Annotated in this window: 27 protein-coding genes and 1 tRNA gene; 15 read left to right on the top strand and 13 right to left on the bottom strand. The window is 61.9% G+C overall.

Going from position 1 to position 24,805, the window contains the following annotated elements:
* Positions 1-6: 6 nt before the first annotated feature.
* The 4 genes from BraRD5C2_RS08050 to BraRD5C2_RS08030 all read right to left on the bottom strand — a co-directional run bounded on the left by BraRD5C2_RS08050 (position 7) and on the right by BraRD5C2_RS08030 (position 2,223).
* Positions 7-186: a hypothetical protein gene (locus BraRD5C2_RS08050; protein WP_223967751.1), complete on the bottom strand. Its 180-nt coding sequence runs from the start codon at positions 184-186 to the stop codon at positions 7-9.
* Between the two features lie 2 nt (positions 187-188).
* Positions 189-491 carry a hypothetical protein gene (locus BraRD5C2_RS08045; RefSeq protein ID WP_223967750.1) on the bottom strand — a complete coding sequence of 101 codons (303 nt, stop codon included), beginning with the start codon at positions 489-491 and terminating at the stop codon, positions 189-191.
* A gap of 399 nt (positions 492-890) precedes the next feature.
* Complete coding sequence (locus BraRD5C2_RS08035) at positions 891-1,343, bottom strand: Hsp20 family protein (protein WP_223967748.1); 453 nt, start codon at positions 1,341-1,343, stop codon at positions 891-893.
* 484 nt (positions 1,344-1,827) lie between these two features.
* The gene (locus tag BraRD5C2_RS08030; RefSeq protein ID WP_223967747.1) at positions 1,828-2,223 is read right to left on the bottom strand and encodes a response regulator; all 396 of its coding nucleotides are present in this window, start codon (positions 2,221-2,223) and stop codon (positions 1,828-1,830) included.
* Positions 2,224-2,654: 431 nt separating this feature from the next.
* On the opposite strand from BraRD5C2_RS08030, the gene BraRD5C2_RS08025 reads away from it, so the two are divergent.
* Positions 2,655-3,353, top strand: coding sequence for an ABC transporter permease (locus BraRD5C2_RS08025; RefSeq protein ID WP_223967746.1), 699 nt, complete (start codon positions 2,655-2,657; stop codon positions 3,351-3,353).
* On the opposite strand, the gene BraRD5C2_RS08020 is transcribed toward BraRD5C2_RS08025, so the two are convergent.
* Positions 3,327-4,145 carry an ABC transporter substrate-binding protein gene (locus tag BraRD5C2_RS08020; RefSeq protein WP_223967745.1) on the bottom strand — a complete coding sequence of 273 codons (819 nt, stop codon included), beginning with the start codon at positions 4,143-4,145 and terminating at the stop codon, positions 3,327-3,329. The two genes, BraRD5C2_RS08025 and BraRD5C2_RS08020, sit on opposite strands and share 27 nt — an antisense overlap.
* 299 nt (positions 4,146-4,444) lie before the next feature.
* On the opposite strand from BraRD5C2_RS08020, the gene BraRD5C2_RS08015 reads away from it, so the two are divergent.
* Positions 4,445-4,615, top strand: a complete 171-nt coding sequence (locus tag BraRD5C2_RS08015) for a hypothetical protein (protein ID WP_223967744.1) — start codon at positions 4,445-4,447, stop codon at positions 4,613-4,615.
* A 94-nt stretch (positions 4,616-4,709) separates the two neighbouring features.
* Here the strand turns inward: BraRD5C2_RS08015 and BraRD5C2_RS08010 are convergent, their stop codons facing one another.
* Complete coding sequence (locus BraRD5C2_RS08010; RefSeq protein ID WP_223967743.1) at positions 4,710-4,928, bottom strand: hypothetical protein; 219 nt, start codon at positions 4,926-4,928, stop codon at positions 4,710-4,712.
* 66 nt (positions 4,929-4,994) lie between these two features.
* Between BraRD5C2_RS08010 and BraRD5C2_RS08005 the strand changes: the two genes are divergently transcribed.
* The gene (locus tag BraRD5C2_RS08005; RefSeq protein WP_223967742.1) at positions 4,995-5,231 is read left to right on the top strand and encodes a hypothetical protein; all 237 of its coding nucleotides are present in this window, start codon (positions 4,995-4,997) and stop codon (positions 5,229-5,231) included.
* A 74-nt stretch (positions 5,232-5,305) separates the two neighbouring features.
* Here the strand turns inward: BraRD5C2_RS08005 and BraRD5C2_RS08000 are convergent, their stop codons facing one another.
* The gene (locus BraRD5C2_RS08000; RefSeq protein WP_223967741.1) at positions 5,306-6,676 is read right to left on the bottom strand and encodes a site-specific integrase; all 1,371 of its coding nucleotides are present in this window, start codon (positions 6,674-6,676) and stop codon (positions 5,306-5,308) included.
* A gap of 1,731 nt (positions 6,677-8,407) precedes the next feature.
* On the opposite strand from BraRD5C2_RS08000, the gene BraRD5C2_RS07995 reads away from it, so the two are divergent.
* The gene (locus BraRD5C2_RS07995; protein ID WP_223967740.1) at positions 8,408-8,665 is read left to right on the top strand and encodes a PilZ domain-containing protein; all 258 of its coding nucleotides are present in this window, start codon (positions 8,408-8,410) and stop codon (positions 8,663-8,665) included.
* A gap of 31 nt (positions 8,666-8,696) precedes the next feature.
* Positions 8,697-8,942, top strand: coding sequence for a hypothetical protein (locus BraRD5C2_RS07990; RefSeq protein WP_223967739.1), 246 nt, complete (start codon positions 8,697-8,699; stop codon positions 8,940-8,942).
* 12 nt (positions 8,943-8,954) lie between these two features.
* Here BraRD5C2_RS07990 and BraRD5C2_RS07985 read toward each other — a convergent pair whose 3' ends face one another.
* The 3 genes from BraRD5C2_RS07985 to BraRD5C2_RS07975 all read right to left on the bottom strand — a co-directional run bounded on the left by BraRD5C2_RS07985 (position 8,955) and on the right by BraRD5C2_RS07975 (position 11,356).
* Positions 8,955-9,596, bottom strand: coding sequence for a glutathione S-transferase family protein (locus BraRD5C2_RS07985; RefSeq protein ID WP_223967738.1), 642 nt, complete (start codon positions 9,594-9,596; stop codon positions 8,955-8,957).
* A gap of 346 nt (positions 9,597-9,942) precedes the next feature.
* Positions 9,943-10,395, bottom strand: a complete 453-nt coding sequence (locus tag BraRD5C2_RS07980) for a VOC family protein (RefSeq protein WP_097672220.1) — start codon at positions 10,393-10,395, stop codon at positions 9,943-9,945.
* Between the two features lie 787 nt (positions 10,396-11,182).
* Positions 11,183-11,356: a hypothetical protein gene (locus tag BraRD5C2_RS07975; protein ID WP_223967737.1), complete on the bottom strand. Its 174-nt coding sequence runs from the start codon at positions 11,354-11,356 to the stop codon at positions 11,183-11,185.
* Between the two features lie 167 nt (positions 11,357-11,523).
* Here BraRD5C2_RS07975 and BraRD5C2_RS07970 point away from each other — a divergent pair, with 167 nt between their 5' ends.
* The 3 genes from BraRD5C2_RS07970 to BraRD5C2_RS07960 all read left to right on the top strand — a co-directional run bounded on the left by BraRD5C2_RS07970 (position 11,524) and on the right by BraRD5C2_RS07960 (position 12,923).
* Complete coding sequence (locus BraRD5C2_RS07970) at positions 11,524-11,871, top strand: GrlR family regulatory protein (protein ID WP_223967736.1); 348 nt, start codon at positions 11,524-11,526, stop codon at positions 11,869-11,871.
* A 241-nt stretch (positions 11,872-12,112) separates the two neighbouring features.
* Positions 12,113-12,298: a hypothetical protein gene (locus BraRD5C2_RS07965; protein WP_223967735.1), complete on the top strand. Its 186-nt coding sequence runs from the start codon at positions 12,113-12,115 to the stop codon at positions 12,296-12,298.
* 349 nt (positions 12,299-12,647) lie between these two features.
* Complete coding sequence (locus BraRD5C2_RS07960) at positions 12,648-12,923, top strand: hypothetical protein (protein ID WP_223967734.1); 276 nt, start codon at positions 12,648-12,650, stop codon at positions 12,921-12,923.
* A 69-nt stretch (positions 12,924-12,992) separates the two neighbouring features.
* Here BraRD5C2_RS07960 and BraRD5C2_RS07955 read toward each other — a convergent pair whose 3' ends face one another.
* Complete coding sequence (locus tag BraRD5C2_RS07955) at positions 12,993-13,154, bottom strand: hypothetical protein (protein ID WP_223967733.1); 162 nt, start codon at positions 13,152-13,154, stop codon at positions 12,993-12,995.
* On the opposite strand from BraRD5C2_RS07955, the gene BraRD5C2_RS07950 reads away from it, so the two are divergent.
* The 7 genes from BraRD5C2_RS07950 (at position 13,154) to BraRD5C2_RS07920 (ending at position 20,356) form a co-directional block, all read left to right on the top strand.
* Positions 13,154-13,336 carry a hypothetical protein gene (locus BraRD5C2_RS07950; protein ID WP_223967732.1) on the top strand — a complete coding sequence of 61 codons (183 nt, stop codon included), beginning with the start codon at positions 13,154-13,156 and terminating at the stop codon, positions 13,334-13,336. The genes BraRD5C2_RS07955 and BraRD5C2_RS07950 overlap by 1 nt on opposite strands.
* An 84-nt stretch (positions 13,337-13,420) precedes the next feature.
* Positions 13,421-14,182, top strand: coding sequence for an SIR2 family NAD-dependent protein deacylase (locus tag BraRD5C2_RS07945; protein ID WP_223967731.1), 762 nt, complete (start codon positions 13,421-13,423; stop codon positions 14,180-14,182).
* A gap of 199 nt (positions 14,183-14,381) precedes the next feature.
* Entirely contained in the window at positions 14,382-15,044 is a 663-nt protein-coding gene (locus BraRD5C2_RS07940; protein WP_223967730.1) for a cold-shock protein, read from the top strand.
* A gap of 122 nt (positions 15,045-15,166) precedes the next feature.
* Positions 15,167-15,646: a DUF192 domain-containing protein gene (locus tag BraRD5C2_RS07935; RefSeq protein WP_223967729.1), complete on the top strand. Its 480-nt coding sequence runs from the start codon at positions 15,167-15,169 to the stop codon at positions 15,644-15,646.
* 120 nt (positions 15,647-15,766) lie between these two features.
* Positions 15,767-15,843 (top strand) — tRNA-Pro (locus tag BraRD5C2_RS07930).
* A gap of 912 nt (positions 15,844-16,755) precedes the next feature.
* The gene (locus BraRD5C2_RS07925; protein WP_223967728.1) at positions 16,756-17,532 is read left to right on the top strand and encodes a cyclase family protein; all 777 of its coding nucleotides are present in this window, start codon (positions 16,756-16,758) and stop codon (positions 17,530-17,532) included.
* A gap of 1,006 nt (positions 17,533-18,538) precedes the next feature.
* On the top strand, positions 18,539-20,356 hold the full coding sequence (locus tag BraRD5C2_RS07920) for a carbamoyltransferase family protein (RefSeq protein WP_223967727.1): 1,818 nt from the start codon (positions 18,539-18,541) through the stop codon (positions 20,354-20,356).
* 10 nt (positions 20,357-20,366) lie between these two features.
* On the opposite strand, the gene BraRD5C2_RS07915 is transcribed toward BraRD5C2_RS07920, so the two are convergent.
* Together BraRD5C2_RS07915 and BraRD5C2_RS07910 are read right to left on the bottom strand one after the other, a co-directional pair.
* Positions 20,367-21,812 carry a SagB/ThcOx family dehydrogenase gene (locus BraRD5C2_RS07915; RefSeq protein ID WP_223967726.1) on the bottom strand — a complete coding sequence of 482 codons (1,446 nt, stop codon included), beginning with the start codon at positions 21,810-21,812 and terminating at the stop codon, positions 20,367-20,369.
* 30 nt (positions 21,813-21,842) lie between these two features.
* Complete coding sequence (locus BraRD5C2_RS07910; protein WP_223967725.1) at positions 21,843-24,095, bottom strand: TOMM precursor leader peptide-binding protein; 2,253 nt, start codon at positions 24,093-24,095, stop codon at positions 21,843-21,845.
* Positions 24,096-24,805 lie beyond the last annotated feature (710 nt).

The following is a 24,805-nucleotide window of genomic DNA, read 5'->3' as shown; positions in this document are numbered from 1 at the left end:
GAGCGATCAGGCCGCTTGCGCTGGCCGAGCAAGATCAGCAAGCAGTCGTTCCAGGTTTCGATTCTCTTCATCTATCCTCTTCGCCAACTCCTTCTGCTCCTGCTGCGTTTTCGCCGTGTCGAGCAAAAACCGATAGTGACCGATTATCTTCTGGCTTCCCTGTATCAGAAATTGCGTCGTGCTCATGGTTACGCCCTTTTTGATCCAAGGCCGACGTCGAGCAGCGGCTGCTCACGGCCGAGAGGAGGAATGTCACCTACCAGATTTTCAATTGCAGTTGATTCCTCGGACAGGCGTCGTTCGATGTAATTGCGCTCAAGGTCGTTCAGCTTCGTGCTGAGTAGCCATTGATATCGCCGGATGTTGTTGCGATGCGCCCGCAGCTGTTCGAGCTGGCGGTCGACGAACTCGCCCTTTGTTGAGGCTTGTCGGGCACACCAGCGGGCCTCGATTCTGTCGACGACGTGTTTTGGGAGGTTGATGTCGTTCATGCCTGCCTCCTAAGCCGCTAGCGGCCGCGCGGTTGAGCGAAGTCGGTAGGGCTTGCCTCCTGGCGGATGATCAGGATCGCTGTCGAGGCGACGTAGTGCGTCAAGAATTGCGTCGATCCCGACTGGTGATCTTAGATCGCGTGGAGCCCGCAAGCCTGGTCGGGAGGGAACCGTAGCAGCATCCGACGCCCAGGACGCCAACAGAGCGCGTTTTTCTTCCGTGGTCAGGGATAAATCCGCCACGACATCCAGGGGATGATTGAACCGCGCATCGCGTCGACCAGATACATTCAAGAAACTAACATTCGCGGTCGTCGGCCGCATGTTTGCCTCCGTTCTAAGACGAGAATGGGATGGTTGAAGCCGCGTGCGGCAGACCCGGACGCGGCTTGTCGCCGTTCAGGCTGCAGCGGATTCGAGCTGTTGCGGCCGGCTCGGCGTCGCGTTGATCGCAATCCGCCGCGGCTTCATGGCTTCTGGAATTTCGCGCGCCAGCTCGATCTTGAGCAGACCGTTGTCGAACGCGGCGTGCTTGACCAGAACATGGTCTGCCAAGCTAAATTGCCGCCTGAATCGCCGGGTCGAGATGCCCTGATAGAGATAGTCACTGTCTGCTTTCTCGACCTTGTTGCCCTCGATTGTCAGGACGTTCTGCTCGGCGGTCACCGAGATCTCGTCCGGCGAGAAGCCCGCGACTGCGAGCGCGATCTGGTAGCGATCATCGGCAAGTCGTTCGATGTTGTAGGGGGGGTAGTTATCTTCGGTGGCGCGCTGGGCGGTTTCGGCCAGATCGAAGAGACGGTCGAACCCAATCGTCGACCGGAAAAGGGGAGAGAAGTCGTACGTGCGCATAGCCAAATCCTCCAAAGAGCAAGATGGGTATGAGAAGCACCGGACACGACCGGTGCCCGTTACGCCTGGACCCGATTGGCGTCCAGACATCGACCCTAACCGGACCGACGAGCGAGGAAATAAATTAGAAATTGATGGTGTCAAGAGGGCTTGCAAAAAAAAATCGAGAGCGGCTCGGGCTGCTGTGAGGGCCCGTGCCGGGTTGCGGTATGCATTTGGTTCTGTCGTCCCAGGTGAACCACCGGGCAGCTAAGGGAAACCGACCCGCTCAGGTTCACCGCCAGCACCTGCACTCGACCAGGCGAACGTTACTTGCCAGTGCAAATGTTCCGCGTGGTCCGCACCAAATCCGCGAGACCGCATCAAAGCTTTTGTCGGGGGCCAGTATCCAGAGGGCACGGTGGCAGGGCGCGCCTTTGATGAACCTTGCGACGTTCCCGATAACTGCGCGACCTTTACCTAGGCTGAAGGCCGCCAACAGGCCTTACTCTTGCGTCGGGGGTACCTGGTTCAGTAGTTGGGAGATCGCCGTCACGACCTGCGCGAGCGCGAAAGGCTTTTGCAGAATGATGCTGTTTGGTACTCCCTGCGCGGCCCACTCATCGGCTGCGCCTGAGGTCATGTAGACCACGGGCATTTGCCCATTAAGCTCTCTTGCGCGCCTCGCGACATCCCAACCGGAGAGAGCACCAGGCAAATGAATGTCAGTGATGAGGGCTCGGTATTCTTGCTGGTCATTTTCGAGGAGGGCGATCGCCTTTTCCCCAGATGAAACAGATTCTGTTTTAAAACCTCCGTCGGCCAAGGCTTCCTCGACTAGCTCTTGAATAAATACTTCGTCCTCAACCACGAGGATCAGCAATACCGGTTGCTCTAGCATGCCCCATCCTCCTGCCGCGCCAATGCGGTAATGGCTAAGTTACAAAGTGAACACTTGTTCCTGTAGAGGGCGGCCATACCCCAAAATGGCATGGAACGATTGCACCGGAAGTGCACCGGATGGCGCGCCAAACATCGCCCGAGAGAGAAGTGGGGTGGTGTTTCGAAGCCATCGCGTCCATTCTCCCGCTGAATCGGGCGGGCGGGAAGTCGCTAGAGGTTGTCGACTGGCCTCGGCGCCGCGCTAGAAGTTGGTCAATTGGACGTTGCTCAGACCCCAGCCGTTCGCCTGCCTTTTCGCCGCCGCCGACGTGTCTCATACTAGCCCTAGCCAGACGGTCGTGCGGCGCTCCCGCAGCCGCTGGTCAGGCCCGGCGCGTGCTTACGGAACGCGGCCGGGCCGCTGATTGTCTTGATGCGTCGGTGCTTGTAATGAATGACTTCGTGGAATCCATCAGTACTGCAATCCTACTGATTGGCGGCCTCGACCCAGAACTCCTTGGAATCGTCGCGCTGTCATTGCGCATAAGCCTATCGGCGAGCATCGTCGCGCTGATTGTCGGCGCACCATTCGGCGCGTGGCTGGCGATCACGAAGTTTCGCGGCCACCAGGCGATCATCGTGCTCACCAATGCCTTTCTCGGGCTGCCGCCGGTCGTGGTCGGCCTCGCTCTGTATATGTTGCTGTCGCGCTCCGGTCCGCTCGGGTCAGGCGGCCTCCTGTTCACGCCCACTGCAATGATCATGGCCCAATCCCTGCTTGCCGCGCCGATTGTGGTGGCGCTGGTGCATAGGCCGTCGACGCTGCTGTGGGCAGAATACGCTGACCTTGCGCGCGTCGACGGTCTGTCACGGTCGCGCAGCATCGCGTTGTTGTTCGCGCTCGGCCGCGCATCGCTGCTAACAGCGTTCCTCGCAGCTTTCGGAAGGGCCATCGCGGAGGTCGGCGCCATCATCATCGTCGGCGGTAATATTCGCGGCTACACACGGACGATGACGACCGCCATCGCGCTTGAAACCAGCAAGGGCGATCTGCCGCTGGCGCTGGGCTTGGGTCTGATTTTGCTGGCGCTCAGCCTCGCGGTCTCGACGGTTGCGTTTTTGCTAGTGGGGCGCGTCGGGGAAAAATAGCTGTTCACCAGCGACCTTGTAACTGGCGATGCTCTGCTGGCCCATTGGCGAGATCAGCCAGTCGATGAAGGCCTGACCTTCTTTGGCCTTAACCGCGGGATGCTTTTCGGGGTTCACCAGCATCACGCCATATTGGTTGAAGAGTCGCTTGTCGCCTTCGGTAAGAATGGCTAACTCGCCGCGGTTCTTGAAAGACAGCCATGTACCCCGGTCGGACAGCAGATAGGCGTTCGATGACGATGCCATGTTGAGCGCCGGTCCCATGCCCTGACCGATCTCGCGATACCAGTCGGCCTTCACGGCCGCCACGTCGATGCCCGCCTGCTTCCACAGCCGAAGCTCGGCCTCGTGCGTTCCGGAGCGGTCGCCACGCGATATGAAGGGTGCTTTCGCGGCGGCAATCTTGCGCAGTGCTTCGACAACATCTTTGTCACCCGCGACGTGGGCCGGATCAGATTTCGGTCCGACGATGACGAAGTCATTATACATGACGTCGAAGCGCTTCACGCCTTGGCCTTCGGACATGAACTTGTCTTCGGCCGGCCTGTCGTGAACGAACACGACGTCGACATCGCCTCGTCGCCCGATGTCCAGCGCCTGGCCGGTACCGACTGCGACAACTTTTACGACAATGTTCGTGGCCTCGGTGAAGTGCGGCAGGAGATATCCGAACAGGCCAGACTGTTCCGTCGAAGTCGTGGAGGCCACAGTAATTGTTGCGGCTGGCTCGGCCTGTGCCGCTGCGACATAAGCCAGGATTGAGAGCACCAAGCCAAATTTGCGCAATTTCATCTGCTCCTCCCCGACGGCGCGAGCAGTGGTATATTGAATTCTGGACGTGTTCAAATCGAACGATGCCGTGCGCGTGGTACCTTGCGGGTCGTGCTGGGAGGAGATTTAGGCGGCGGCCGGCTTCAATATATAGCAACACGTTTTGAAGCTGGACCCTTTTTGCGGTAAAAGCAGTCCGCTAACTGGCCGTGGAGGACGCGATGCGCCCACAGTCTTTTCTCGCAATCGCTGTACTAGTTGCCATGATCGGGCTCGGAGCATTCGTCGCCTACGAATATGTGCCCCATTAGGATTAGCTGATGGTCAAGGAGACGAAATCCCTACGCAAGCAGGCCGATAAGGCCGAACGCGCAGCGCGGGCGATCTCTGATAGTGAGGCCGCCGAAAGCCTTTTGGCGTTGGCAAGAGCCTTTCGCAGTCAGGCCGAAGTAATAACGGCCAAGAAGAAATCGGGCAAAAAGCGGGGATGACCGGGCTCGGTCCGGGCGGATGGCCCGATCGTCAAGCATCTCCGCGGGCTGGGAGGCGGCTGTACCCGCTGAAAAAGTACGCCGGGCGTTCGGTCTATCGAGGCCGCGTTGCCGGGTGATATCGAAACGGATCGCCGCTCCATCCCTTTCCCTGGCGCAGCAGCAGGCCCTGCGTGACGAGTTTTCGGCATGTTGGATTAACGCGCTGGATCGCTGCGTTCTCTCCAAAGATGCGGTCGGCGAGTTGACGCTCAGTCAGGCCCGGGTGTTCGCGAACGGCGCGAATGATCTTCTCTGCAACTGTCATGGTCATCCAAATCAATCGACCACAAAAACTCCGGTAACGAGCTACGTCAAGAGTGCACGAGGAGTCGTCGCAATGATTGACAAGAAGGATCACAAGCAATGGGGCGAACCTGAACTTGACAAGGCTCAAGCCGAAAGCGACGTCATCTTTGCCGAAATGGACGGGCTGAAAGGGCTGGTCGAGAGCGGTGACATAACGATCGAGCAGGCCCAGACACGGTTCATAGAGCTGCTGGAGCGGCATCGGCTGGTCGGCGAGCGGCTGCGCGCGGTAGCTCGCGCCTGGGGCGGCACGCCGGGCAACGCCTGAGAGACCTATTGACCCTGGCGGAAGCCCAACGGCTCGCCTCATCGAATGGTCGCCGCGGACTTGACTATGGACGCTTAGCCTGACGCCGCGATCAATTGAAGCGGAGCGGGAACCTGCATTCCAGGCGCCAGCGCGATCAGCTGGATGTACTTCTGCTTCAGGTCGAGCCCGTGACCGTCGCCGTATTTGGGCTTCTTGGTGTCGTGGCCCATCAACTCGTCCTTGAGCTCGTCCGGCGTCTCGACGCTGCGCAGGCGGTCTTTGAAGCCGTGCCGCAGTGAGTAGAGTGTGTGGCTCTCGGTCTCGCGCAGGCCGTGGTCAGAGAAGTACGCATTGACTGCGGCCGACAGGGTGTCGCCCTTGTCGCGATAGTGCGGGAAGCCGTCAGGAAATTGCCGCATCGCCTCGAGCGAGATCCCGATCAACGGGATGTCGCGATCGGAGAAGGTTGTTTTCAGAACGCGATCGTCTGGCCGGACGCGGATGTGCGGGATTGGTGCGTCCAGGACGATATGCCGCCGGCGCAGGTTGATGATCTCGCTCGGCCGGGCGCCGGTATTGATCATCACCATGACCACCGCGCGCTCCTCGTTGTTCATGGTCTCCAGCGCGCCGGCCGCCAAAAGCCGGTTGACAATCCACCAGGGCGAGAAGGGCGGCCGAGGCCGCGACGCGTCACCCTCAAGCCTGGCGCCGACGAATACACGATCCAGATTGAGCCTATGACGTTTGGAGACGGCCGACAGCATACCGGTGATGTGCGTCAGGTTGCGATTGGCCGTCGCGGCCAGAACCTCACCGTCGACCACGCGCTCGGTCCAGTGGTCGGTAAATTTCAGGACGTCGTCGCGCGTCAGCCGCGTTATGGCCTTGTCGCCGATCACGGTGATGAGCAGGTCGATTGCGCGTTTCTTGCCGTTCTTCCATTTCTTGAACTGACCGGCCGACATCCTGGCGATCGTCGTTTTCTTGGCGACCTCGAACTCATCGCACAGACCGGACAGCATGATCTCGGGCAGGTCGACGCCGCCGAGGGTTGCTGCGGCCGTAGCAGGGTCATGCCGCCGATCGCCCACCGCGAGGGCATCGATCCGGCGGAGGATCTCCGCGAGGGCCTCCCGCGCGACGTCGTCGACCGGCCTGTAGGTGAGCTGCAGGGCCTGCGCCCGGTGCCGGGCGTCCTCGAGCGCGACGATGGCGTCCCGCGTTCCCTGGCCCGCGGCTGCCCTCCAGAACGCCTCAAGGTCGATATTGAGCTGATCTGCGATCCGGCCGGCGCGAATGCCTGACCGATCGTCCCCAACGCGGATCTTGGTCGATTGTTTGACGATCCCGCGAGGGTCAACCGCAGCGAATTCGGGCGGTACCCGCCGCACGAAATGCCAGTACCCTTTTCGCTTGGTGAGACGCTCCGGCATCGGACCCTGTTGGACGTTTTGTTGCACGCCAACATCCGAGGAGTGGCGGCTAGAAGTCAACAAATTACGAATTATCCCAAGATATCAACAGCATCGCCGGGGAGGTCGCCCGCGCCGCTAGGGAGCGCCATCGTGCAAGTGCGTGAAAAAACCTGCTTCTTTTGACCCCGCGAGACTTTCCCGCCCCCGGGCGCATCTACCGAACGAATGGCCGACGCCGCCGGCTAGGGCCTGACTGCTCAAGTTCAGCTTTTAATCTCGGACCTTCGCCGAAACAGTTTGATTAACCCGTTGACCGGCCAATCAATCAGACATCGAAAAATGAAGCCGAGGACCGTGAGTGGCACCAAGATTGGCAAGTAAGCCAACATGCCAAGAGCAGCCAACCATCCCGGATTGCGACGCTCCCGAGGCCCCTTATCCCGGTCGAGCCGAAAATAAATCAACACTGCAATGACGTGGACCGCGAATACCACGGCCCAAATACAGGCCCCGATACTCGCCGCCTCAGCGAGTGTCAGGCTTGGCACGCAGCCTCACCACGGCCTTGAAGGCGGGCATTCGCTTCCATTTTCCATTCGACCTCCTACGGCTTCCAACCCCTACAGGGATGGAGTTATTCCATTTGGAACATGTCGGGCACTCGTCGAGAACGATTGACTAGCTGCAAACTGGAGAAACTCATCCCTGATGGTCTCCCGTTCCCTTGTTTCAGGCGACATACGAGGAGTCGTATTCGATCTATGTCAGTCAATCGGAGTGATTGCGCGGGAGGCATGAAAGGGCAAAGCCGCTAACTGCTAATGATCTCAACATGCATAGCCAAGCCGTTCAGCAGTACTAGCCCCAGTTCGAACAATTGGTCTTCCCAAGGAAGTGCCCCGACTGAATCCCGACAATCCTAGAAAACCCAGCGAGGGCGGGGTTTCTTCCAGCTCACGAACTGGGGATCTGAGTCGGACTCGCCATCCGTACCGGCCGCAGAAGCAACAGCGTCGCTGAGACGGAGTATGCTCGTCTCGCGACGCTGGCCTGAACACTGGGCCCTGAAATCCCCCAGCCGGGGGTAAGTCTCGGCGGCAACGAGTAAGTGCAAAATAGAACCCCGCCTTCGCGGGGCGGGGTTTGGTGTTGCCGACCGCCTTGGGGGCGGATGAGGTCAGCAAGCGTCTCAGTAACTCTCGGACTCGCAGAAGGTTCCTAAGAGCCGTCTCTGCCATCTCAGGGAAGCGACTGTCCCGGCGTGTTGAGCACGCGGTTTCGAAGGCTGTTCTTCAACGCTTCCGCCGATCTGCTAGTCGATTGCAGGTAGGGCATGGCACGCCCGATGCGCCGCAGGTGCAAGCGTCCGGGCCGTTCCAAGGCTGGCCCGGATGGCTTCTACAAACCCACCCGCAATCGTCGCAAAGCAAGCAGCACGGGTGCGGCCGAATTTCAATGAAATAGCGAAATGTGTCCGAGGGGCGTCGTCGGAACTCATGCAGCTGGTTATCTTTTTCGGACCACGAAGGGCGGGGCCTAGTCGGCATGGCGTATCCTCCCGAAACGGAGAATAGGCTCGAAGCCTGACACCGGGCTGACGCTCGGATGTTGGATTTGCTTTGGGATGCGGTTCTGCAAATGGCGCGAAAGAAAGCGGCTCCAACTCGCCGCTATGCCCGTGCAGGTGTGCACAAGGTCTAGATTGCTGCAATCCGCCGATCTTTCGCAACCCTTTGGTAAGCCCGCGGCGATAGGCGTGGGCCCGGGGATGATGTGATGGCTTTGGGATCCAAGAAGCGCGAAACGCGCAAATCGCTGCGTCAATTCGGCTGGATCACGCTCGACGGCGGATTCGCCGCGCGGCCTTGCGTGGTCGAGGACATTTCCTCGTCGGGCGCAAAAATCACCGTGCAGGACAACAACACGCTGCCGGCCAAGCTGCGGTTGGCGTTTTCGCGCGACGCCCGCACCGGGCGCGCCTGCGAAGTGGTCTGGCGCAAGGGCAAGACGTTCGGTGTCAGATTCGTACGCTAGCCTGATCCGGCCGCGCGCGATAAAAGGCCGGATGCGCAAGACCTGCTTCGCCATCATCGCCGTCCTGCTTCCCGCCGCTGCGTTCGCGCAAACCGGCGACCGCCGCAACTTCCAGACGCCGCCCGATGCCGGCAAATCCCTGCCGTCGAAATCCGTGACGCGGAGCAATTCCTGCGCGTCGTACGGACCGGGCTTCGTCAAGGTCGAGGGCTCGGACACCTGCGTGAAGCTCGGTGGCGCCGTCAGCGTCGGTGCCGGGGTGTCCAGCGGACGCTGAGCGGCTTGCCGCTCACGACATCGGCGGCGCGACGATGCGGACGAAGGCCGGCCGCTGCGCGATCTCGCCGAACCAGCGTTCGAGATGGGGCAGCTTCGGCTTGGTCACGCCCTCGACGCCGAACCAGCGCCGTGCAAAGGCGCCGAGCGCGATGTCGGCGATCGTGAACTGATCGCCCTCGACGTAGCGGCGGCTTGCAAGCTGCGCCTCGACGACGTGCCACACCACGCCCGCGGCATCGGCGTCCTTCTGGCTCTGCACCATGTCGCGCTTTTCCGGCGCCGTGCGCACCAGTCCCCAGAACAGCGGGCGCTCGACCGGTTGCAGCGTCGACAGCGTCCAGTCGAGCCAGCGGTCAACGGCGGCGCGCGCCTTCGGCGCCTGCGGATACACCGGCGAGCCCTGGCCGTAGGCCAGGCAGAGATAGCGCATCACTGAATTGGATTCCCACAGCACGTAGTCGCCGTCGACCAGCGTCGGGACGCGGCCATTCGGATTCATCGCGAGATAGTCCGCCTGATCGTTCTTGCCGAACTGCATGCCGGCATCGATGCGCTGATAGGGGACGTCGAGCTCGGCGAGACACCAGAGCACCTTCTGCACATTGACCGAATTTGGCCGGCCCCAGATCGTCAGTTGCGGCTTGCTGTCCATCACGCGTTTCTTTCCGCTGTTGTGCTTTGCGCGCGTTCTTAGCCGAACCGTCAGGGAAATGCGCGGGGTGAATTGTACCGAGTTCAAAAAAGAGGCTCCGCCGCGATGCGGCAGAGCCTCGTCGATCTCAGTCAAAGCGCAGTCAGTGACCGAACAGCAACCACAGCACGATGATCACCGGGATCGGTACACCCAACAGCCAAAGCAAAAGTCCTTTTCCCATCTCCTCGCCTCCTCGCATTCGTGTGAGGAGGCAACGTCAACCAGAGCGCCATGTTCCTCGCGATCGCTCCGCGTCTCACCGATGGAGAAACGCGGATTAGGAACATGCGCGCGGTCGCGGCGTTTACCAGTGCCCGGTGTTCGGCATCGAGGCCCATGGTTCGGCCGGCGCCTTCGGATCGCCCTTCTGCAGGATCTCGATCGAGTGCAGGTCGGGCGAGCGCACGAACGCCATGTTGCCGTCGCGCGGCGGACGATTGATGGTGACGCCCATCTTCATCAGCTTCTCGCAGGTCGCGTAGATGTCGTCGACCTCGTAGGCGAGATGGCCGAAATGGCGGTCCTCGCCGTATTTCTCCTCGTCCCAATTGTAGGTCAGTTCGACCAGCGGCGCGCCGCGGCTCTGCGGCAGCGACTTGAGCAGATGGAGATCTTCCTCCGCGCAGAGAAACACCAGCGTGAAGCGGCCCTTGTCATTGTCGATGCGGCGCACTTCCTTCAGCCCCAGCGCGTCCTGATAGAATTTCATCGCGACATCGAGATTGCGGACGCGCAGCATGGTGTGCAGATAGCGCATTTTCTTGTCCTCCTGGGAATTGCGAGATTTTGTTTTGGCTCGGGCGAGACGCGCCAAGAAATAGCAGCAAAACGCGGCGCGGGGCAGGGGCGTGCACCACTTTTGCCGACCGTTCGGGGCGGTTGCGCTCTCAAGCTTTCGCGAGCCGACGCAACCGAGCGAGCGGTGACATGCTGATGCCGCGCGCAATACGAGAAAGCCCCGCCCAGGAAAATTCCGGGACAGGGCTTTCGTGGTCGAGCCTTGGAGGCACGGGCCTCTATCCCATCGATTGCCCATCACTGCCAATCAAGGACGCGCGAGGTTGGACATCCTCTAAAAAGCAAAGCCCCGCGCGTGGTCTCGCGAGGTCTGATGCCCGGCCGGCCTTGGGGAGATCGTGCCGGCAACCAGCCAACTCGCTGTGCTCGCGGCGGCAGGTTCCTGCATCCCGAAAATGGAAAGCCCCGCAGGCTGGATGCGGGGCTTTCCCAGCTGACGGACTGGGGATCTCTCAGGGCGTGAGCCGTCAACTGTTGGGGACCAAACTTAAGGTTGAATTTATAAAATGCAACAGCGCCGCGTAGACGGAATATCCTCGTCCCACAGCGCTGCGCCAAACACTGGGCCCTGAAATCCCCAGCGCATTTATGTCTTGGCGCTGCGTAAAAGGTTCAAAGGAAAAGTCCGGCGAGGGGGATTTTGCGGGGGCGTTCGAGGCCGGCCCGGCGGTGGGTCCGGATCACGCGCGACATGCGCCGGCGCGCCGCCAAATGTGCAATGCAAGCGCCTTTGGCCGGTTGCGATCTCACACCTTGATGTCGAGAAGGGTCTCGACGGCGTCGCGATCGGCCTTGTTCTTGGCAGCGAAGACGTCGAGCACATCCTCGCTGATGACGCGCGGCTGCTCCTTCGCCGTCTGATCGACGACGAGCTGCACTCTGGCTTGCGTCACTTCGACAGGTACGGGGTAAACGAGCATGGCTCTCTCCCTCCGGCTGTCGAACCCTGTCAGGGCTTTCTTAACGATTTGTAAGCGCCTGGACCGGCGCTTTCGGCTCGAATCGGCGGCCGGGCGGGATCGGCCCGCTCGCCTGCCGCCCGGCTTGGCGGCATACTGCGGGCCGGCGGGGCCGGACGGCGCGATCGATGAGGAACGGGCTTTATTCGATCCATATCCTTATGTTGGACGGCGTGCGGGGCCGCGACAGCGGCGTCCTGATCCTTCGCGATGGCCTGCTGATCGGGGGCGGGCCGCATTTCTGGTCGATCGGGGCCTACACGGCGGGCGAGGGCACCTGGAAGGGGCACCTCCGGACCAATCAGCATTCTCCGTTTTCCGATCCGTTCGCCCGGCCGCTGTTCGCAGGGCAAGAGGTGACGAGCGGCTTCTCCGGTACCTTCAGCGGTGACCAGGCCGAAGTGTTCGGGACCGTGTTGGTTGGAACCCGCAGCCTGAGCTTCCAGGCAACCCTGAAACGCCTCGCGGATGCCTGATTGCGGCAAGGCTGTGGACGAGTGCGCAGCAAGCTTCGCATTCTGTTTGGCAAAATGATCTGCCGCGGCTGTGGATTTGCTGCGGACAAGTGCGGGATATCGTTGTGGATGGATGTCGCGACAAGTGAGGCATCGCAACGCTGCCCTACCGGGCCACCGCTAACCCTACCTAGTTAGGTTAAGAGCAGCATTGCGTTGTCACCACCTGCGATTGCGGTAGGGATGGTTGCAGGTGACAGCCATGACGCCAACGTTCCATAGCGCTGACCGACCGACCCACCGGCGCGTGATGGTGGTGGGCCTGCTGCTCTGTTCCGCCTTTGTCGCGATCAGTTTCTGGCTTCGGCCGCAGCCGGAGAGCGGCAAGGTGCTCGTTAAGGCGGACCGGCTGGTCCGCACGGCGGGAGAGACGCGGAAATCAAACTAGAGGAAATCAAACTAGAGGAAATCAAACTAGAGGGGGCATCAAAACCGCAATCGGCAAGCTGAGCCGCGCCCGGCGCTCAGTCGGGCAGCTTCCCGTTCGGATGCTTGTGATACATCGCGATGCCGATAAAGCCGGCAAAGCCCATCACGTTCAGCAGCAGTTCCATCCACGCCGGCATCGATGCCAACCTCGCTCAACCGAACCTAATCATTGAGGTTGTGTTTTTGTTCCACCGCTAACCGATGGTAGCTTTGCGCTATCGCATGGCTGCGGAACCGGAACAGGCGTTTTGCAGCAACCATCCTTTTGCGCCTGCGTTGGTGCACATAACCAAGTGAGGAGGTTGGCCATGAAAAGGACATTGGCAGTTTTGGCGACGGTCGCGACGGTGGGCGCAACGATGGTCAGCGCGCCGGCGCAAGCGCGCGGCATCGGCCCGGGCCTGGCGTTCGGTCTGGCCGCCGGTGCGCTCGCCGCGGGTGCGGCCGGCGCCTATGCGTACGGCCCACACTACTACGGGCCCGGCTACGGTTATTATGGCCCGCGCTACGGCTACTACGACGACGGATACGCCTACTATCGCGGTCCGTACTATCGGCACCACCACTACCGCCATTACTGGTAACGGCGACGAGCCCGGAGCACACCGCTCCGGGCTTTTCAATCACGCGTCATGGTGTGATCGCGCGCAAGCTCAAGCGCTCTTGCGCTGCAATCCGCTCCAGACATTGCCGAGCGTGTTGTCGTAATATTCCTGGCGATCGCGCTCGAACTTCTGCTGCGTCGCCCTGAAATTGGCAATGCGTGCGACGATCTCTTCGCGCTCGCGCGCGGCACTGTCCTTCTGATCGGCCATTGCCCATCCTCTTCGTCGTGGTCCTATCCCCGTCGCGCATTGGCATCGGTGAATTGGGCGTCAATGCGGAGCAGGCTTTGCAGGATTGTGATGAAGCCAAGGCAGCGGAAGAAGGGCAGCGGAGGAGCGACGAAGCCGATGCGCCCGCGAAGCAGGTCGCGCAGTCCGATCGCGGCGGCTGACCGCAGCCGATCGCTCGCGTGATGTCGAGCTCGCAATCGCTCCGACCATGCTATAGTCGCGGCCGACCAACCGGATCATTCCCAGTGATTGCAAAAGATCTGCGCAGCGGCGCCGAGCGGCTCGGCAACATGATTGCCGAGGCATCATCGATCGTGCCCTTCACCGGGGCGGGTATCTCCACCGAGTGCGGCATTCCCGACTTCCGCTCGCCCGGCGGGCTATGGACGCGCAACCGGCCGATTCCGTTCGACGAGTTCGTGGCCAGTCAGGAGGCGCGTGACGAGTCATGGCGCCGGCGCTTCGCGATGGAACCGACATTCGCGGCCGCCAAGCCGGGGCGCGGCCATCGCGCGCTCGCGTCGCTCTACCGGGCCGGCAAGGTTCCCGGCATCATCACCCAAAACATCGACAATCTGCATCAGGCGTCGGGCTTCAAGGCCGATGACGTCATCGAGCTGCACGGCAACACCACCTATGCCCGCTGCATCGGGTGCGGCAAGGACTACGACTTTGCGTGGGTGAAGCTGCACTTCGACAAGATCGGTGCTGCGCCCGATTGCGCGGCGTGCGGCGATCCGGTGAAGACCGCGACGATCTCGTTCGGGCAGTCGATGCCCGAGGATGCGATGCGTCGCGCGGCGGAACTCGCAAGGCACTGCAACCTGTTCCTGGCGATCGGCTCGTCGCTGGTGGTGTGGCCCGCCGCAGGCTTTCCGATGATGGCGAAGGAGAGCGGCGCGCGGCTCGTGATCATCAACAACGAGCCGACCGATCAGGACGACATCGCCGACCTCGTGATCCGGCACGACATCGGCGACACGCTTGGTCCTTTCGTAGGCAATTGACGCCTGATTGATTCGTGGCTGCGCAAGCCTGTTCATAGTTCCAGCAAGAATCGTTTTTTAGCTATGCCCGGCAAGCGGGAGTGTTATCTTTTGGTTGAGAGATTCGCGCAGCGTCCAAATGAGTTGGTCATGGAGAGCAGCGTGTACAGGGTGCGCCGCAACGTCGGCGCTCTGCATTTGATGTGTGGGGTCCGGGGTCATGGGGTCGGACGGATTTGAGTCCAAGAAGCTCGGCGGACCGCCGATAGGCGGAGTTGGGCAAAGCAGGATTGCACAAGGCGAGTACGGCAGCGCGCCGCGCGATCCGGCGATCGATGCCTTCTCCGGTCTCGGCGACACGGCGGCAAACCTCGTCGAAGTCTCCGGCGTCATCAAATGGTTCGACGCCTCGAAGGGATACGGCTTCATCGTCCCCGACAATGGCTGGCCCGACATCCTGCTGCACGTGACGGTGCTGCGGCGCGACGGCCACCAGACCGCCTATGAGGGCGCGCGGCTCGTGGTCGAGTGCGTGCAGCGCGCGAAGGGCTACCAGGCCTTCCGCATCGTCTCGATGGACGAGTCGACCGCGATCCATCCGGCGCAGATGCTGCCGCCGCGAACCCATGTCACGGTGACCGCGACGAGCGGCCTCGAACGTGCACAGGTCAAATGGTTCAACCGGCTGCGCGGCTTCGGCTTCGTGACTTGCGGGGAGGGCACGCCCGACATCTTCGTGCACATGGAGACGCTGCGCCGCTTCGGCATGACCGAGCTGCGCCCCGGCCAGTATGTGCTGGTGCGGTTCGGGCCCGGCTCCAAGGGCATGATGGCCGCAGAGATCCACCCGGAGACCGGCCCCTCGGCGCTGTCGTCGCACTGAGCCCCGAGCTGGACTCCCTGACGGAAACGTGAGCCGCCGGCAAGCCGTCAGGGCTCTGGCATTTGCCGCAATCATCGGGTTAGGGTCCGCCGGAAAATCTTCCCCGGTGTGAGTATTTGTCGATGAATTTCGATCACATGGTCGGGCGGCTTCGCCCGTGGCTGGTGGCCTCCCTCGTCATGATGTTGGGCGCGCTGCTGGCCCCGGCCGCGCAGGCTGCCAGCGTCCAGCCGCTCGAGATCGTCACCAAATCAGGCGTGCACGTCTTCTCCGTCGAAATGGCGACCACCGAGCAGGAGAAGGAGACCGGCCTGATGTACCGGAAGGAGCTCGCGGACGGCAAAGGCATGCTGTTCGACTTCACGCCGGAGCAGGAAGTGTCGATGTGGATGAAGAACACCTACATCTCGCTCGACATGATCTTCATCCGCGCCGACGGACGCATCCTGCGGATCGCCGAGAACACCGAACCGATGTCGACCAAGATCATTCCGTCGCGGGGGCTCGCCAAGGGCGTCCTCGAGGTGATTGCCGGCACCGCGCAGAAATACGGCATCCAGCCCGGCGACCGGGTCGGCCACCCGCTGTTCGGCGGTCACTAGCTCGCCGTTCCCTTGCGGTTTCCGGACGGAAACCGCGGCTGATTTCCCAGCCGGAAGTCCCGCACCGCCGCCTTGCTGGCGCTGGCTGAAGCGTGTATCCACGGGGCTTCTCGGAAATATCGGGGTATAGCGCAGCCTGGTAGCGCGGCAGTTTTGGGTACTGCAGGTCGTTGGTTCGAATCCAGCTGCCCCGACCATCTCCTAGCGATCGTGAACGGCGGATCGCTTTCGTACCCAAGACCATTCCTGAATTTGCGGATCCTGATGGTCAGCTAGCCGGTGGAGGCGAGGGCGGCAACGCACGCCTCCGGCGAGATGCTCTCGCTGATCAGGCTTGCCACGTGTGGGATCCGAACCAACAGGTCGTTGGCGACAAGCACATCACGACGCTTTGCCAATCCACAAATCGTGGTCAGTCGGCACCCTGAAATGGCAAGCGCCGGACCGAAGCCCCCGCGCTCCACTCCTCGCATCTCCAGCCGCCCGGGCGCTGACCCAGATCAACGAGCCGGCGGGTTGTAGCGATCCAGGATCACGGTTCTAGGGCCACTCGCCGACGGTCGCGCGATGGCGTCGTCGAATTTGTGATAGCGGTCGAACTGCTGCTGCTCATCGCGCAGATGTGGCGCTTCGGCGGACGAGTGAACTCTATTTGCACCGTTCCAGTGATCAAATCCCGACACGACGCAACCCCGTTTGGTTCAGATGCAGGTTGGTTAGCATCGTTGCAGGGGTATCTCTGTATCGTCGTGGCAACACCACCAGCAATCCGCCCGCATTGAGCACACGGATTGTTTCTGCGGCTCGCTGTGCGTGAACAGCGTTCTGGCACGGGTAACCGCGCTTTGGCCGGGATGTCTCGCCTGACGCAACAACGCCGTCGGGACGGAATATGGATCGTCCAGACGGCGTCGCCGAATACTGGGCCCTGAAATCCCCAGTGCCCATGGGTCGTCCGCACGGGAAATAGGTTCAACGCCGCGGCGCCTTGCCGCTGTCGCAACCGGGGCAGACCCATCGCCTGATCTCGTGCGGATGTGGCTTGCCGATGGTGCGCGCGGACTGGCAGGTTGCTTCAGCCTGACAAGACCAATCCGCGAGGAGGCACCATGGCGCGCAGACTGATCGATATCTCGGTTCCCTTGCAGAACGACGTTCCGGCCGATCCGCCGGGCAACCATCCGACCATCCAGTATATCGACCATCAGCAAGGGCTGCCGCGCATGCTGCAGTTCTTTGATGGACTGAAGGCTGCGGATCTGCCTGACGGGCAGGGCTGGGCCGTCGAGCAGGTCTCGCTCTCCACGCACAACGGCACGCATCTCGATGCGCCCTGGCATTTCCATCCGACCATGAACCGCGGCGAACGCTCGTGGACCATCGACGAGGTGCCGCTGGAATGGTGCTTTCAGCCGGGCGTCAAGCTCGACTTCCGGCATCTGCCTGACGGCTACGTCGCGACCGCAGGCGATGTCGAAGTCGAGTTGAAGCGGATCGGCCACACGCTGTCGCCGCTCGAGATCGTCGTCGTCAACACCAGTGCCGGCGCGAAATACGGCCAGGCCGACTACGTCAATTCCGGGTGCGGAATGGGCTATGAGGCGACGATGTATCTGCTCGAGCGCGGCGTGCGGCTGACCGGCATCGACGGCTGGAGTTGGGATGCGCCGTTCGTCTTCACCGCGAAGAGATATGCCGAGACCAGGGACGCCAGCCTGATCTGGGAAGGCCACAAGGCCGGGCGGCATATCGGCTACTGCCACATCGAGAAGCTGCATAATCTCGAGCAACTGCCGGCGACCGGGTTCATGGTGTCGTGCTTCCCGGTGAAGATCGAGCGCGCGTCGGCGGGGTGGACGAGGGCGGTTGCGATCCTAGACGGCTAGGCGCCTACCGAGGTTTTCGGCAAGCCTCTGGAACCGGTGGACAGGCTGTGCATTGCGGCAGGTTGTTGCGGTATGGCTACAGCCAGAGGCAGCCGAATCTGCTCTCATGCACGCCGTAGATGCATTGGGTGATCGGGCCGGCGGCTCGTCCTCGCGTCCCGATTTCTGAAGCGTTCTCTCCCGTGACTGGAGCCCCGGCGTCTCCCGGGGCTCTTTCTTGCGTGCCGGAGATGAGCCGGGCCCCAGCGGGTGAACCAAGTCCAAGCAGGACAACCAATCCGCAAAAAGAAAATCAGGTGCGCCGGGACCGACGCACCTGATTGATGTCTTCAATATCGCTTGTATCGGCCGTCGGTTGTTACCAGCGGCAAACGCGAACACCACGCGGGGTCCACCAGCAACGGGGACCTGCATAACCGCCGTAGTAGCCATAGCCGCGGCCATAACCATATCCACGACCATAACCCCATCCGCCTCCGCGACCCCAGCCGCCGCGATATCCGTAGCCACGTCCGCGCCATTGCGCCTGCGCAGACGACGTGGTGGCGCCGATCAGGATGGCAGAGGTACTTGCGACATAGACGAACAACAAAGCGACTGCTGCGAGGCAACGAGTCAGGATATTGTAGCGTTTAGTCATTCCGAAGATCTCCAGTCACTTCCAAACATCTGAACTGATGCTGGCTGTCTCACTTGGATGCGCGAAACCGGTATCCCGTTCGAGCATGCTAAGACAATATTTTCACTAAGGTTCTTGCGAGCTTTAGCGACTCTATTGAGACCAACAGGTAAGGTCAAGTTACGTTCCCGCCTGCAAAGAATGATGTGGTTGCTACACTCATCTTGTCGTTCATCCGCCGTTCATTCTGTTCATCTTGCATTGTGCCGATGTGATTTGTGCATCGCAGAAGCAGAAACTTGCGAGCCGCGGAAAATGCCGTCGAGAACTTGAAGTCGACACGATCATGTTCTCTGAGCGTTTCAGAATCCTTCCTGAAGAGTGCCCATGCCGAAACAACACACCTACGTCCTTGGTCTCAACGTCTACGACCATGACGTGAGCGCCTGCCTGCTGCGTGACGGCGCGATCGCCTATGCGATCTCCAAGGAGCGCATCACCCGCGAGAAGCACGCCTCCGGCTTCTACAAGGAAGTCATCGACTACTGCCTGTCCGCCGAGGGCATCACGCTCGACGACGTCGATCTCGTGGTGAGCAACAGCTACATCCTGCCGGTGCCCGAGATGGAGGAGCGGATGCTCCACCAGGACATGCCGGGCTTCCTGCCGATCGCCGAACGCAACGAGGCGATCAAGCATCCGCTGTTTCGCGCGAAGTCCGACAAGGTGGTGTCGATCTCGCATCACCTCGCGCATGCCTACAGCGCGTTCGCGGTGTCGCCGTTCAAGGACGGCGTCGTGATGATCGTCGACGGTGTCGGCAACTATCAGGCCGACGCGATGGAAACCTATCCGCAGGATGGGACGTCGCCGCTCGCCCGCGAGTCCGAGAGTTACTACAGGTTCGACGATACAAAGCTTGAATGCCTGAAGAAGGTCTTTATGGAGCCGGCGCGCGGTCTCTTGTCGGACGAGTTCTACAACATGCCGGGTCTCGGCGCGCTCTACAGCCGGGTCTCGACCTATGTGTTCGGCGACTGGAACAAGTGCGGCGAGCTGATGGGGCTTGCGCCCTATGGCCGCCACGAGCAGGTCGGCCATTTGCTCGAGATGAAGGACGGCCGGCTGAACGTGCCGTTCTGGGGCGCCGACAACCAGCAGCCCTTCGTGCTCGACAGCGGCAGCTGGGACAAGAGCCCGACGATGCGGCACTGGGAGGACATTGCCTGGCGGGTGCAGGACGACACCGAGAACGTGCTGCTGGCGCGGGCACGCTGGCTGCGCGAGACCACCGGCGCGAAGAACCTCTGCATCGCCGGCGGCGTCGCGCTGAACTGCGTGGCCAACGGGCGCATCGCGCGCGAGGCCGGCTTCGAGAACGTCTGGATCCAGCCCGCCGCCGGCGACGACGGCATCGCCATCGGCTGCGCCTATTACGGCTGGCTCGAGATTCTCAAGCAGCGCCGCTCGTTCGTGATGGACCATGCCTATGTCGGCCGGCGCTACAGCGACGCAGAGGTCGCGGCCGCGCTGCAAAGCTTCCTGGTGCGGATCCAGGTCGACGCCAAGCGCAGCGACAACATCTGCCGCGACACCGCAAAACTGCTCGCCGACCAGCGCGTGATCGGCTGGTTTCAGGGGCCCTCTGAGTTCGGTCCGCGCGCGCTCGGCAACCGCAGCCTGATCGCCGATCCGCGCAAGGCCGAGATGAAGGACATCCTCAACAGCCGCGTCAAGCACCGCCAGGCATTCCGGCCTTTCGCGCCGATCGTGCTGGCCGAGCGCATGAAGGAGGTCTTCGAGGGCGAGGAGGACTCACCCTATATGCTGATCGCCAAGCCGGTGCGGCCCGAATGGCGTGACAAGATCCCGGCGATCGTGCATGTCGACGGTTCGGCACGGGTGCAGAGCGTGCGCGAGGAAACCAACCCGGTGCTCTATCGCCTGCTGAAGGAGTTCGAGGCGCTGACCGGCGTGCCGGTCTTGATCAACACCTCGTTCAACGTCAAGGGCGAGCCGATCATCGAGACGCCGCAGGATGCGGTGAGCTGCTTCCTCACCACCGGCATCGACAACCTCGTGCTGCACGACACGCTGGTGTCGAAGACCAAAATGCACAAGGTCGTCACACCTGTCATGACGACGTTCGGCGACGTCGCCACCATCGTCTCCTCGACCACGCAGGACGGCAGTCGCAGCGGCTGATCGAGGACTATCAGGCAGGGGGCGGTTCCATGCCGCGACCCAGCCCGAACTGGCCAACCGGCCCCTCGACGTGAATGTCGAGCCCGGTCATCTTCGCGAACAGATCGATATTGGCGGTGCCGATCGCACAGCCGCCGAGGCCTAAATCCGTCGCCACCAGGTACAGCGTCTGGGTCAGGACGCCGACATCCTTCAGGATGAGCGCATAAGCGATGGCGCTGTACTTCCAGGAGATCCGGCCAAATCGCGCGGCGATCGTGATCAGGATCTGCGGCGGAGACGGCGCGTCCATGGCAAATTCCGCGCTTTGCAGCATGGCCTCGAAGTGTTGTGGGCGAACGTCGATGGCTGCCAACGCATGCGCATCGGCGTCGTAGTGATAGAAACCTGGCGTCAGGCCGTCGCAATTCGCGACGGCCAGATAGAGCTCAAGCTCGTAGGCGTTGCCCGCTGCCGGATACGGCCTGCTGGTGTATTCGATATCGGGACCATCGTCGGCAAACTCCAGCCGCCCGCTCCATTTCGCCCGGACCCGCGCGACGCTGTTCAGGAACGTCGAAAGTTCAGCCAATGTGACAGGCTTGTGATCGTCGAAATCGCGCGTCGAATGCCGGTCATGCAGCAGTTGTTCCAGCGGCGAGGCGATGCGGTCGGATCCCGGCAGCTTGATGGTCTTGCCGGGCCAGGCAGGTCGGATCGCGGGGAGCGGCGCAATCAGGCCGGTGTGCGGATAGAGGCCACCCAGCGGACTGGCCTGTCGTCCTTCCGTGCTGCGGGCATGGAACAGCAAGTCGTGAAAATCCCAGAGCACGAGGCCGTCATCGCCTTCCGCCTTTCGCAGCGTATCGCGGTTTGCCGCGTCGACCTCGATCAGGATTTGGCAGTCCAGCAGCAGCGCAAGCAATGCAGGGCCCGGATAGCCATCCAGACGTCGGATGCGGCTGATCTTCTGAGGACTGGCGAGGATGGTCAGCAGAGCCGCAATCCGCGCATCATGGATCCTCAACAGTGCGCCGGCCCGCGGCGATTCCAGAATCATCTCGGTGCCGCGCCGCCGAAGATAGGCGAAGCGTGACAGCACGACTGTTGCCGCATCGTCGAGCTTTGGCGTTCGCGGCCAATAATCAGGGGTCTGCGGTTCGATCGTGACGAGATCATTGGCATCGCCCGGACGCGCCAGGCGATATTCCAGCAGGCCGCGGCGTGCCAATTGCCGCATCAGGCGCTCGACCTCTCGCTCGACCGCGTCGCCTTCAGAGCGCGGAAGCGGCAGGCCCACCCGCAGTTCGAGGGCGCGTTCCGCTGCGGCTGCGCTGAACGGTCCCAGTGGCTCCGAATAGCCTTCGACAAGGGCCGCTATGCTCCCGTCAGGTTGCGCTTCGAGCGCGACGAGCGGGTTGAGCCGAACGAAGACAGCCGGCAGCGTGGCGCGTGGTGATTTCTTTTTCTCGCTCATTTTCCTGGGCGCGCGCACGCCGGTATCACCTCAAGTGTGCGGAAGAAATGGCGTCAACTCGCTTTCCAGCGATGGCCGATCGCGCAATCCGAGCTTGACGGGCACATCGTAGAGCCGCCCCGGCGCGAAGCGGCGATAGAAATGGCGCATCCCGGGAACGATGACGCGGACCACCGGAACCTCGACGTCCGGTCGCGTCTGGTCGAGAACGAGGAAGTCGAGACCGGCGCGGGCCGCGATATCAACGCAGGCGTCCACCTGTGCACGGGCGTTGTCGAGCGGCACGTCGGCCGCGGCGGCCGGCGGGATGACGGGATTGGCACTTGGAATCAGGAACGGATATTCGTCGAGCCGCAGCGGATTGACGCCATCGAGGCTCGGCTTCTCGCCGCTGCCACCACCCATCAGGCCGATGGAGAGGAACTGATTCAACTCGGTCAATGACCGCAGCAGCGCGATGCGCGGATCGAAGTGAGCGCCCGAGCCGAACTCGATATTTTCCTGACCGTTCTGCATCCAGTGCACGATCGCGACATAGGTCGGGACGCCGAGATCGCTGGTGATATCCAGCACCCAGAGCCGCCGGCCCGCTTCCTCGAGTTGGGTCTTCAGATCGCGGACGTAGGAATCGTCGAACTGGTTCAGATCGACCGCGGCGCGTTGCGAACGGTTGTACCACCAGATCGCATAGGCGTCGCGCTCCATCAATTCGAGGAAGCCCTGCACGATGGCTTCCTCGCGGGTATTGCCGGCAGCGCAGCCGTTGGAATCAGCGGCGAAGGCGGCCGGGCCTTCGTAGAAGAAATACAGCAGGCTGGTCGGAATCTGCCTGAACCGCTTGTCGCGCAACGACCAGACGGGTGACCATTCGATTTTCGCGGACGGATCAAACGGCTCGGGGGCCGGCTGGGTATGGTGCGAATCGTCGGGATCCGGCACGGCGCTGCCGCGGTACTGCGCGTCGCTGAAGAGCAGGATGTCGTTGGGACGGATTGCGTCGCCAGGGGAGAAGTCGGCGAAGCGCTTTCGCGCCCGGATCTCATCACCCTGGAAAATCCCCGAATATCGTTCGATCGCTTCCATCAGCGCGCTGGCCTCGCCTTGCTCGGCCGTGCTGCCCTTGCCGAAACTGCCGCCGCTCAGCCCGGCGCGCAGCTGATCCACGTTCTGCGCCGGCGCGGAGAAGTTATGTTGGGCGTAGAAGTTGGTGTTCATCGGCAGATCGACGTCGATCCGCTCCAGCCGCGTCACCACGCCGGTGAGGGGGCTGACATGCTTCTTGAACCGCGCCACCGTGGTGCGGGACGAGACGGCGCGATACCCGCCACTGGTCATGACCAGCTTGGCGCCGGGTCCCAATTCGATCGGCTGTGGTGACCGCCGCGGGTTTTGCAGTTTCTTGTTGCCGCAGGTTGGGCATTGCGGGCGGGCTGCGACGTAGTGCCTTGCAATGGTCGAGCCCAGCAAGTCGAGACTGGCGATGTGATTGCGCAGATCGGTACGGAAGCCGCTCGCGATCGCCTTGGCGACTTCTACCGCGGCAAAGTGGATGGCGCTCTGTCCAACGGTGTGCTGGGCGAGCGGAGACACCGCGACCGCCCGCGCTCCGCCGCGATCCAGGAAGCCCTTGACCTCGCGGTTGCGGATCATCCGGTCGTACAGGCAGGTCCAGCACGCGGTCTCGCCCGGGCTGAACATGGGGCCGACCAGGGGAAACACGCCGGAAGGCTGCACCAGCAACCAGGCCGATCCATCGGACACGTGCTGCAGGTTGCGTTCGGCGAGCCGCCGATCGAGATAGTCGTTCACCAACGTAACCGTGAGGTCGGGCGATGTCTTGACGACGCGGACGCCCAGTTCCTGGAGTGCCTTGCTCAATTCGGCCGCGCCCTTGACGTCGATCGTCTCAAGTCGAACGCGGCAGTTGTGAAGGTTTTGTTCGGCGATGGCGCCGGGAAGGCCCAGGCTTGCCCAAAGCCCCGCCGCGGCGGTCCCGGGACCTGGCGGCTTCGCGATCACATAGCGGCGGTCCAGCAGTCGCTTGATGGCTTCATTGATCTTGTCGGACGGAAACGTTCGCCCGAGCGTGTCCGTGAGCTTGGCGACACTGCATCCATTTGCGCCGATCGCCGACGCCAGCGTGCAATAGAGCTCGCCATGGAGAAAGAACTTTCGATCTTCGGAATAGAGGCAGACAACATCCGGAGGCAGCACGTAGGCCGTGAAATTCGGTGCGAACTGCAGAACGTCCTTGTTGGCGCGCTGGGTGGATTTTCCTGGCAAAGAATCGTTCCTGTGCAGCTTGCGGGTCGATTATTGAAGCGGGCGAGGCCCCGGCCTCTACACCTCCGCGCCGTTGCCCGGAGCGAGCCGCTCAACGATACGGAGACAATATGATTTGGCCGGGTCGACGTGTGTCGGACCCGGCCATGACGAGCGATGTGTGTCAACGCGATTTCGACTAGCAGATGCGGCAGGCGCCCCACGACAGACAGCAGCCGCCACCGCAACCAGCGCAGCCACCGCAGCGACAGGCACGGCAACCACCGCAGCGACAGCCACGGCAGCCTCGGCAGCCGCCGCATCCGCGCCACGCAACCTGGACGCCGGCTCCGACGTCTTCCTTGTCGAACAGGTGGAACGTCGCCAGGCTAACGTCGGCGATTTCTTCTTCGCCGAGTGTGATGGCTTGCGTCGGTCCGTACTTCTGAATCTGCGGCACGTCTGCGGCCGGAACGGCGGATGCGGACGCACCCCCGACCAGCGAGAAAGTCAATCCGGCTGCCCCCAAAGCGGGCACAGCGGCCTTGGTCATACGCTTGCTGGTCACACGCTTGCTCTTGGGGGCTTGCTTCACTCGCGGCATGCTCGCATCCTCCATTCTTGACGTGTTGTCGAATTCAACTCTCGCGCAGTTGTACAAATTGTCGCAGCTGCATGCAAGGCGTGCTGCGCGCACACTCTCGCGAGGAGACGCTGACGTGCATCAAGTA

This window comes from Bradyrhizobium sp. RD5-C2 (assembly GCF_019972155.1).
Lineage (GTDB): Bacteria > Pseudomonadota > Alphaproteobacteria > Rhizobiales > Xanthobacteraceae > Bradyrhizobium.
The sequence above is the reverse complement of the archived record's forward strand: the minus strand, read 5'-3'. Positions and strand labels throughout refer to the sequence as shown.

Coding starts and splice junctions, on each gene's coding strand:
- BraRD5C2_RS08050 (WP_223967751.1), bottom strand. CDS start 186: ATGAGCACGACGCAATTTCTGATACAGGGAAGCCAGAAGATAATCGGT.
- BraRD5C2_RS08045 (WP_223967750.1), bottom strand. CDS start 491: ATGAACGACATCAACCTCCCAAAACACGTCGTCGACAGAATCGAGGCC.
- BraRD5C2_RS08035 (WP_223967748.1), bottom strand. CDS start 1,343: ATGCGCACGTACGACTTCTCTCCCCTTTTCCGGTCGACGATTGGGTTC.
- BraRD5C2_RS08030 (WP_223967747.1), bottom strand. CDS start 2,223: ATGCTAGAGCAACCGGTATTGCTGATCCTCGTGGTTGAGGACGAAGTA.
- BraRD5C2_RS08025 (WP_223967746.1), top strand. CDS start 2,655: ATGAATGACTTCGTGGAATCCATCAGTACTGCAATCCTACTGATTGGC.
- BraRD5C2_RS08020 (WP_223967745.1), bottom strand. CDS start 4,145: ATGAAATTGCGCAAATTTGGCTTGGTGCTCTCAATCCTGGCTTATGTC.
- BraRD5C2_RS08015 (WP_223967744.1), top strand. CDS start 4,445: ATGGTCAAGGAGACGAAATCCCTACGCAAGCAGGCCGATAAGGCCGAA.
- BraRD5C2_RS08010 (WP_223967743.1), bottom strand. CDS start 4,928: ATGACCATGACAGTTGCAGAGAAGATCATTCGCGCCGTTCGCGAACAC.
- BraRD5C2_RS08005 (WP_223967742.1), top strand. CDS start 4,995: ATGATTGACAAGAAGGATCACAAGCAATGGGGCGAACCTGAACTTGAC.
- BraRD5C2_RS07995 (WP_223967740.1), top strand. CDS start 8,408: ATGGCTTTGGGATCCAAGAAGCGCGAAACGCGCAAATCGCTGCGTCAA.
- BraRD5C2_RS07990 (WP_223967739.1), top strand. CDS start 8,697: ATGCGCAAGACCTGCTTCGCCATCATCGCCGTCCTGCTTCCCGCCGCT.
- BraRD5C2_RS07985 (WP_223967738.1), bottom strand. CDS start 9,596: ATGGACAGCAAGCCGCAACTGACGATCTGGGGCCGGCCAAATTCGGTC.
- BraRD5C2_RS07980 (WP_097672220.1), bottom strand. CDS start 10,395: ATGCGCTATCTGCACACCATGCTGCGCGTCCGCAATCTCGATGTCGCG.
- BraRD5C2_RS07975 (WP_223967737.1), bottom strand. CDS start 11,356: ATGCTCGTTTACCCCGTACCTGTCGAAGTGACGCAAGCCAGAGTGCAG.
- BraRD5C2_RS07970 (WP_223967736.1), top strand. CDS start 11,524: ATGAGGAACGGGCTTTATTCGATCCATATCCTTATGTTGGACGGCGTG.
- BraRD5C2_RS07965 (WP_223967735.1), top strand. CDS start 12,113: ATGACGCCAACGTTCCATAGCGCTGACCGACCGACCCACCGGCGCGTG.
- BraRD5C2_RS07960 (WP_223967734.1), top strand. CDS start 12,648: ATGAAAAGGACATTGGCAGTTTTGGCGACGGTCGCGACGGTGGGCGCA.
- BraRD5C2_RS07955 (WP_223967733.1), bottom strand. CDS start 13,154: ATGGCCGATCAGAAGGACAGTGCCGCGCGCGAGCGCGAAGAGATCGTC.
- BraRD5C2_RS07940 (WP_223967730.1), top strand. CDS start 14,382: ATGGGGTCGGACGGATTTGAGTCCAAGAAGCTCGGCGGACCGCCGATA.
- BraRD5C2_RS07935 (WP_223967729.1), top strand. CDS start 15,167: ATGAATTTCGATCACATGGTCGGGCGGCTTCGCCCGTGGCTGGTGGCC.
- BraRD5C2_RS07925 (WP_223967728.1), top strand. CDS start 16,756: ATGGCGCGCAGACTGATCGATATCTCGGTTCCCTTGCAGAACGACGTT.
- BraRD5C2_RS07920 (WP_223967727.1), top strand. CDS start 18,539: ATGCCGAAACAACACACCTACGTCCTTGGTCTCAACGTCTACGACCAT.
- BraRD5C2_RS07915 (WP_223967726.1), bottom strand. CDS start 21,812: ATGAGCGAGAAAAAGAAATCACCACGCGCCACGCTGCCGGCTGTCTTC.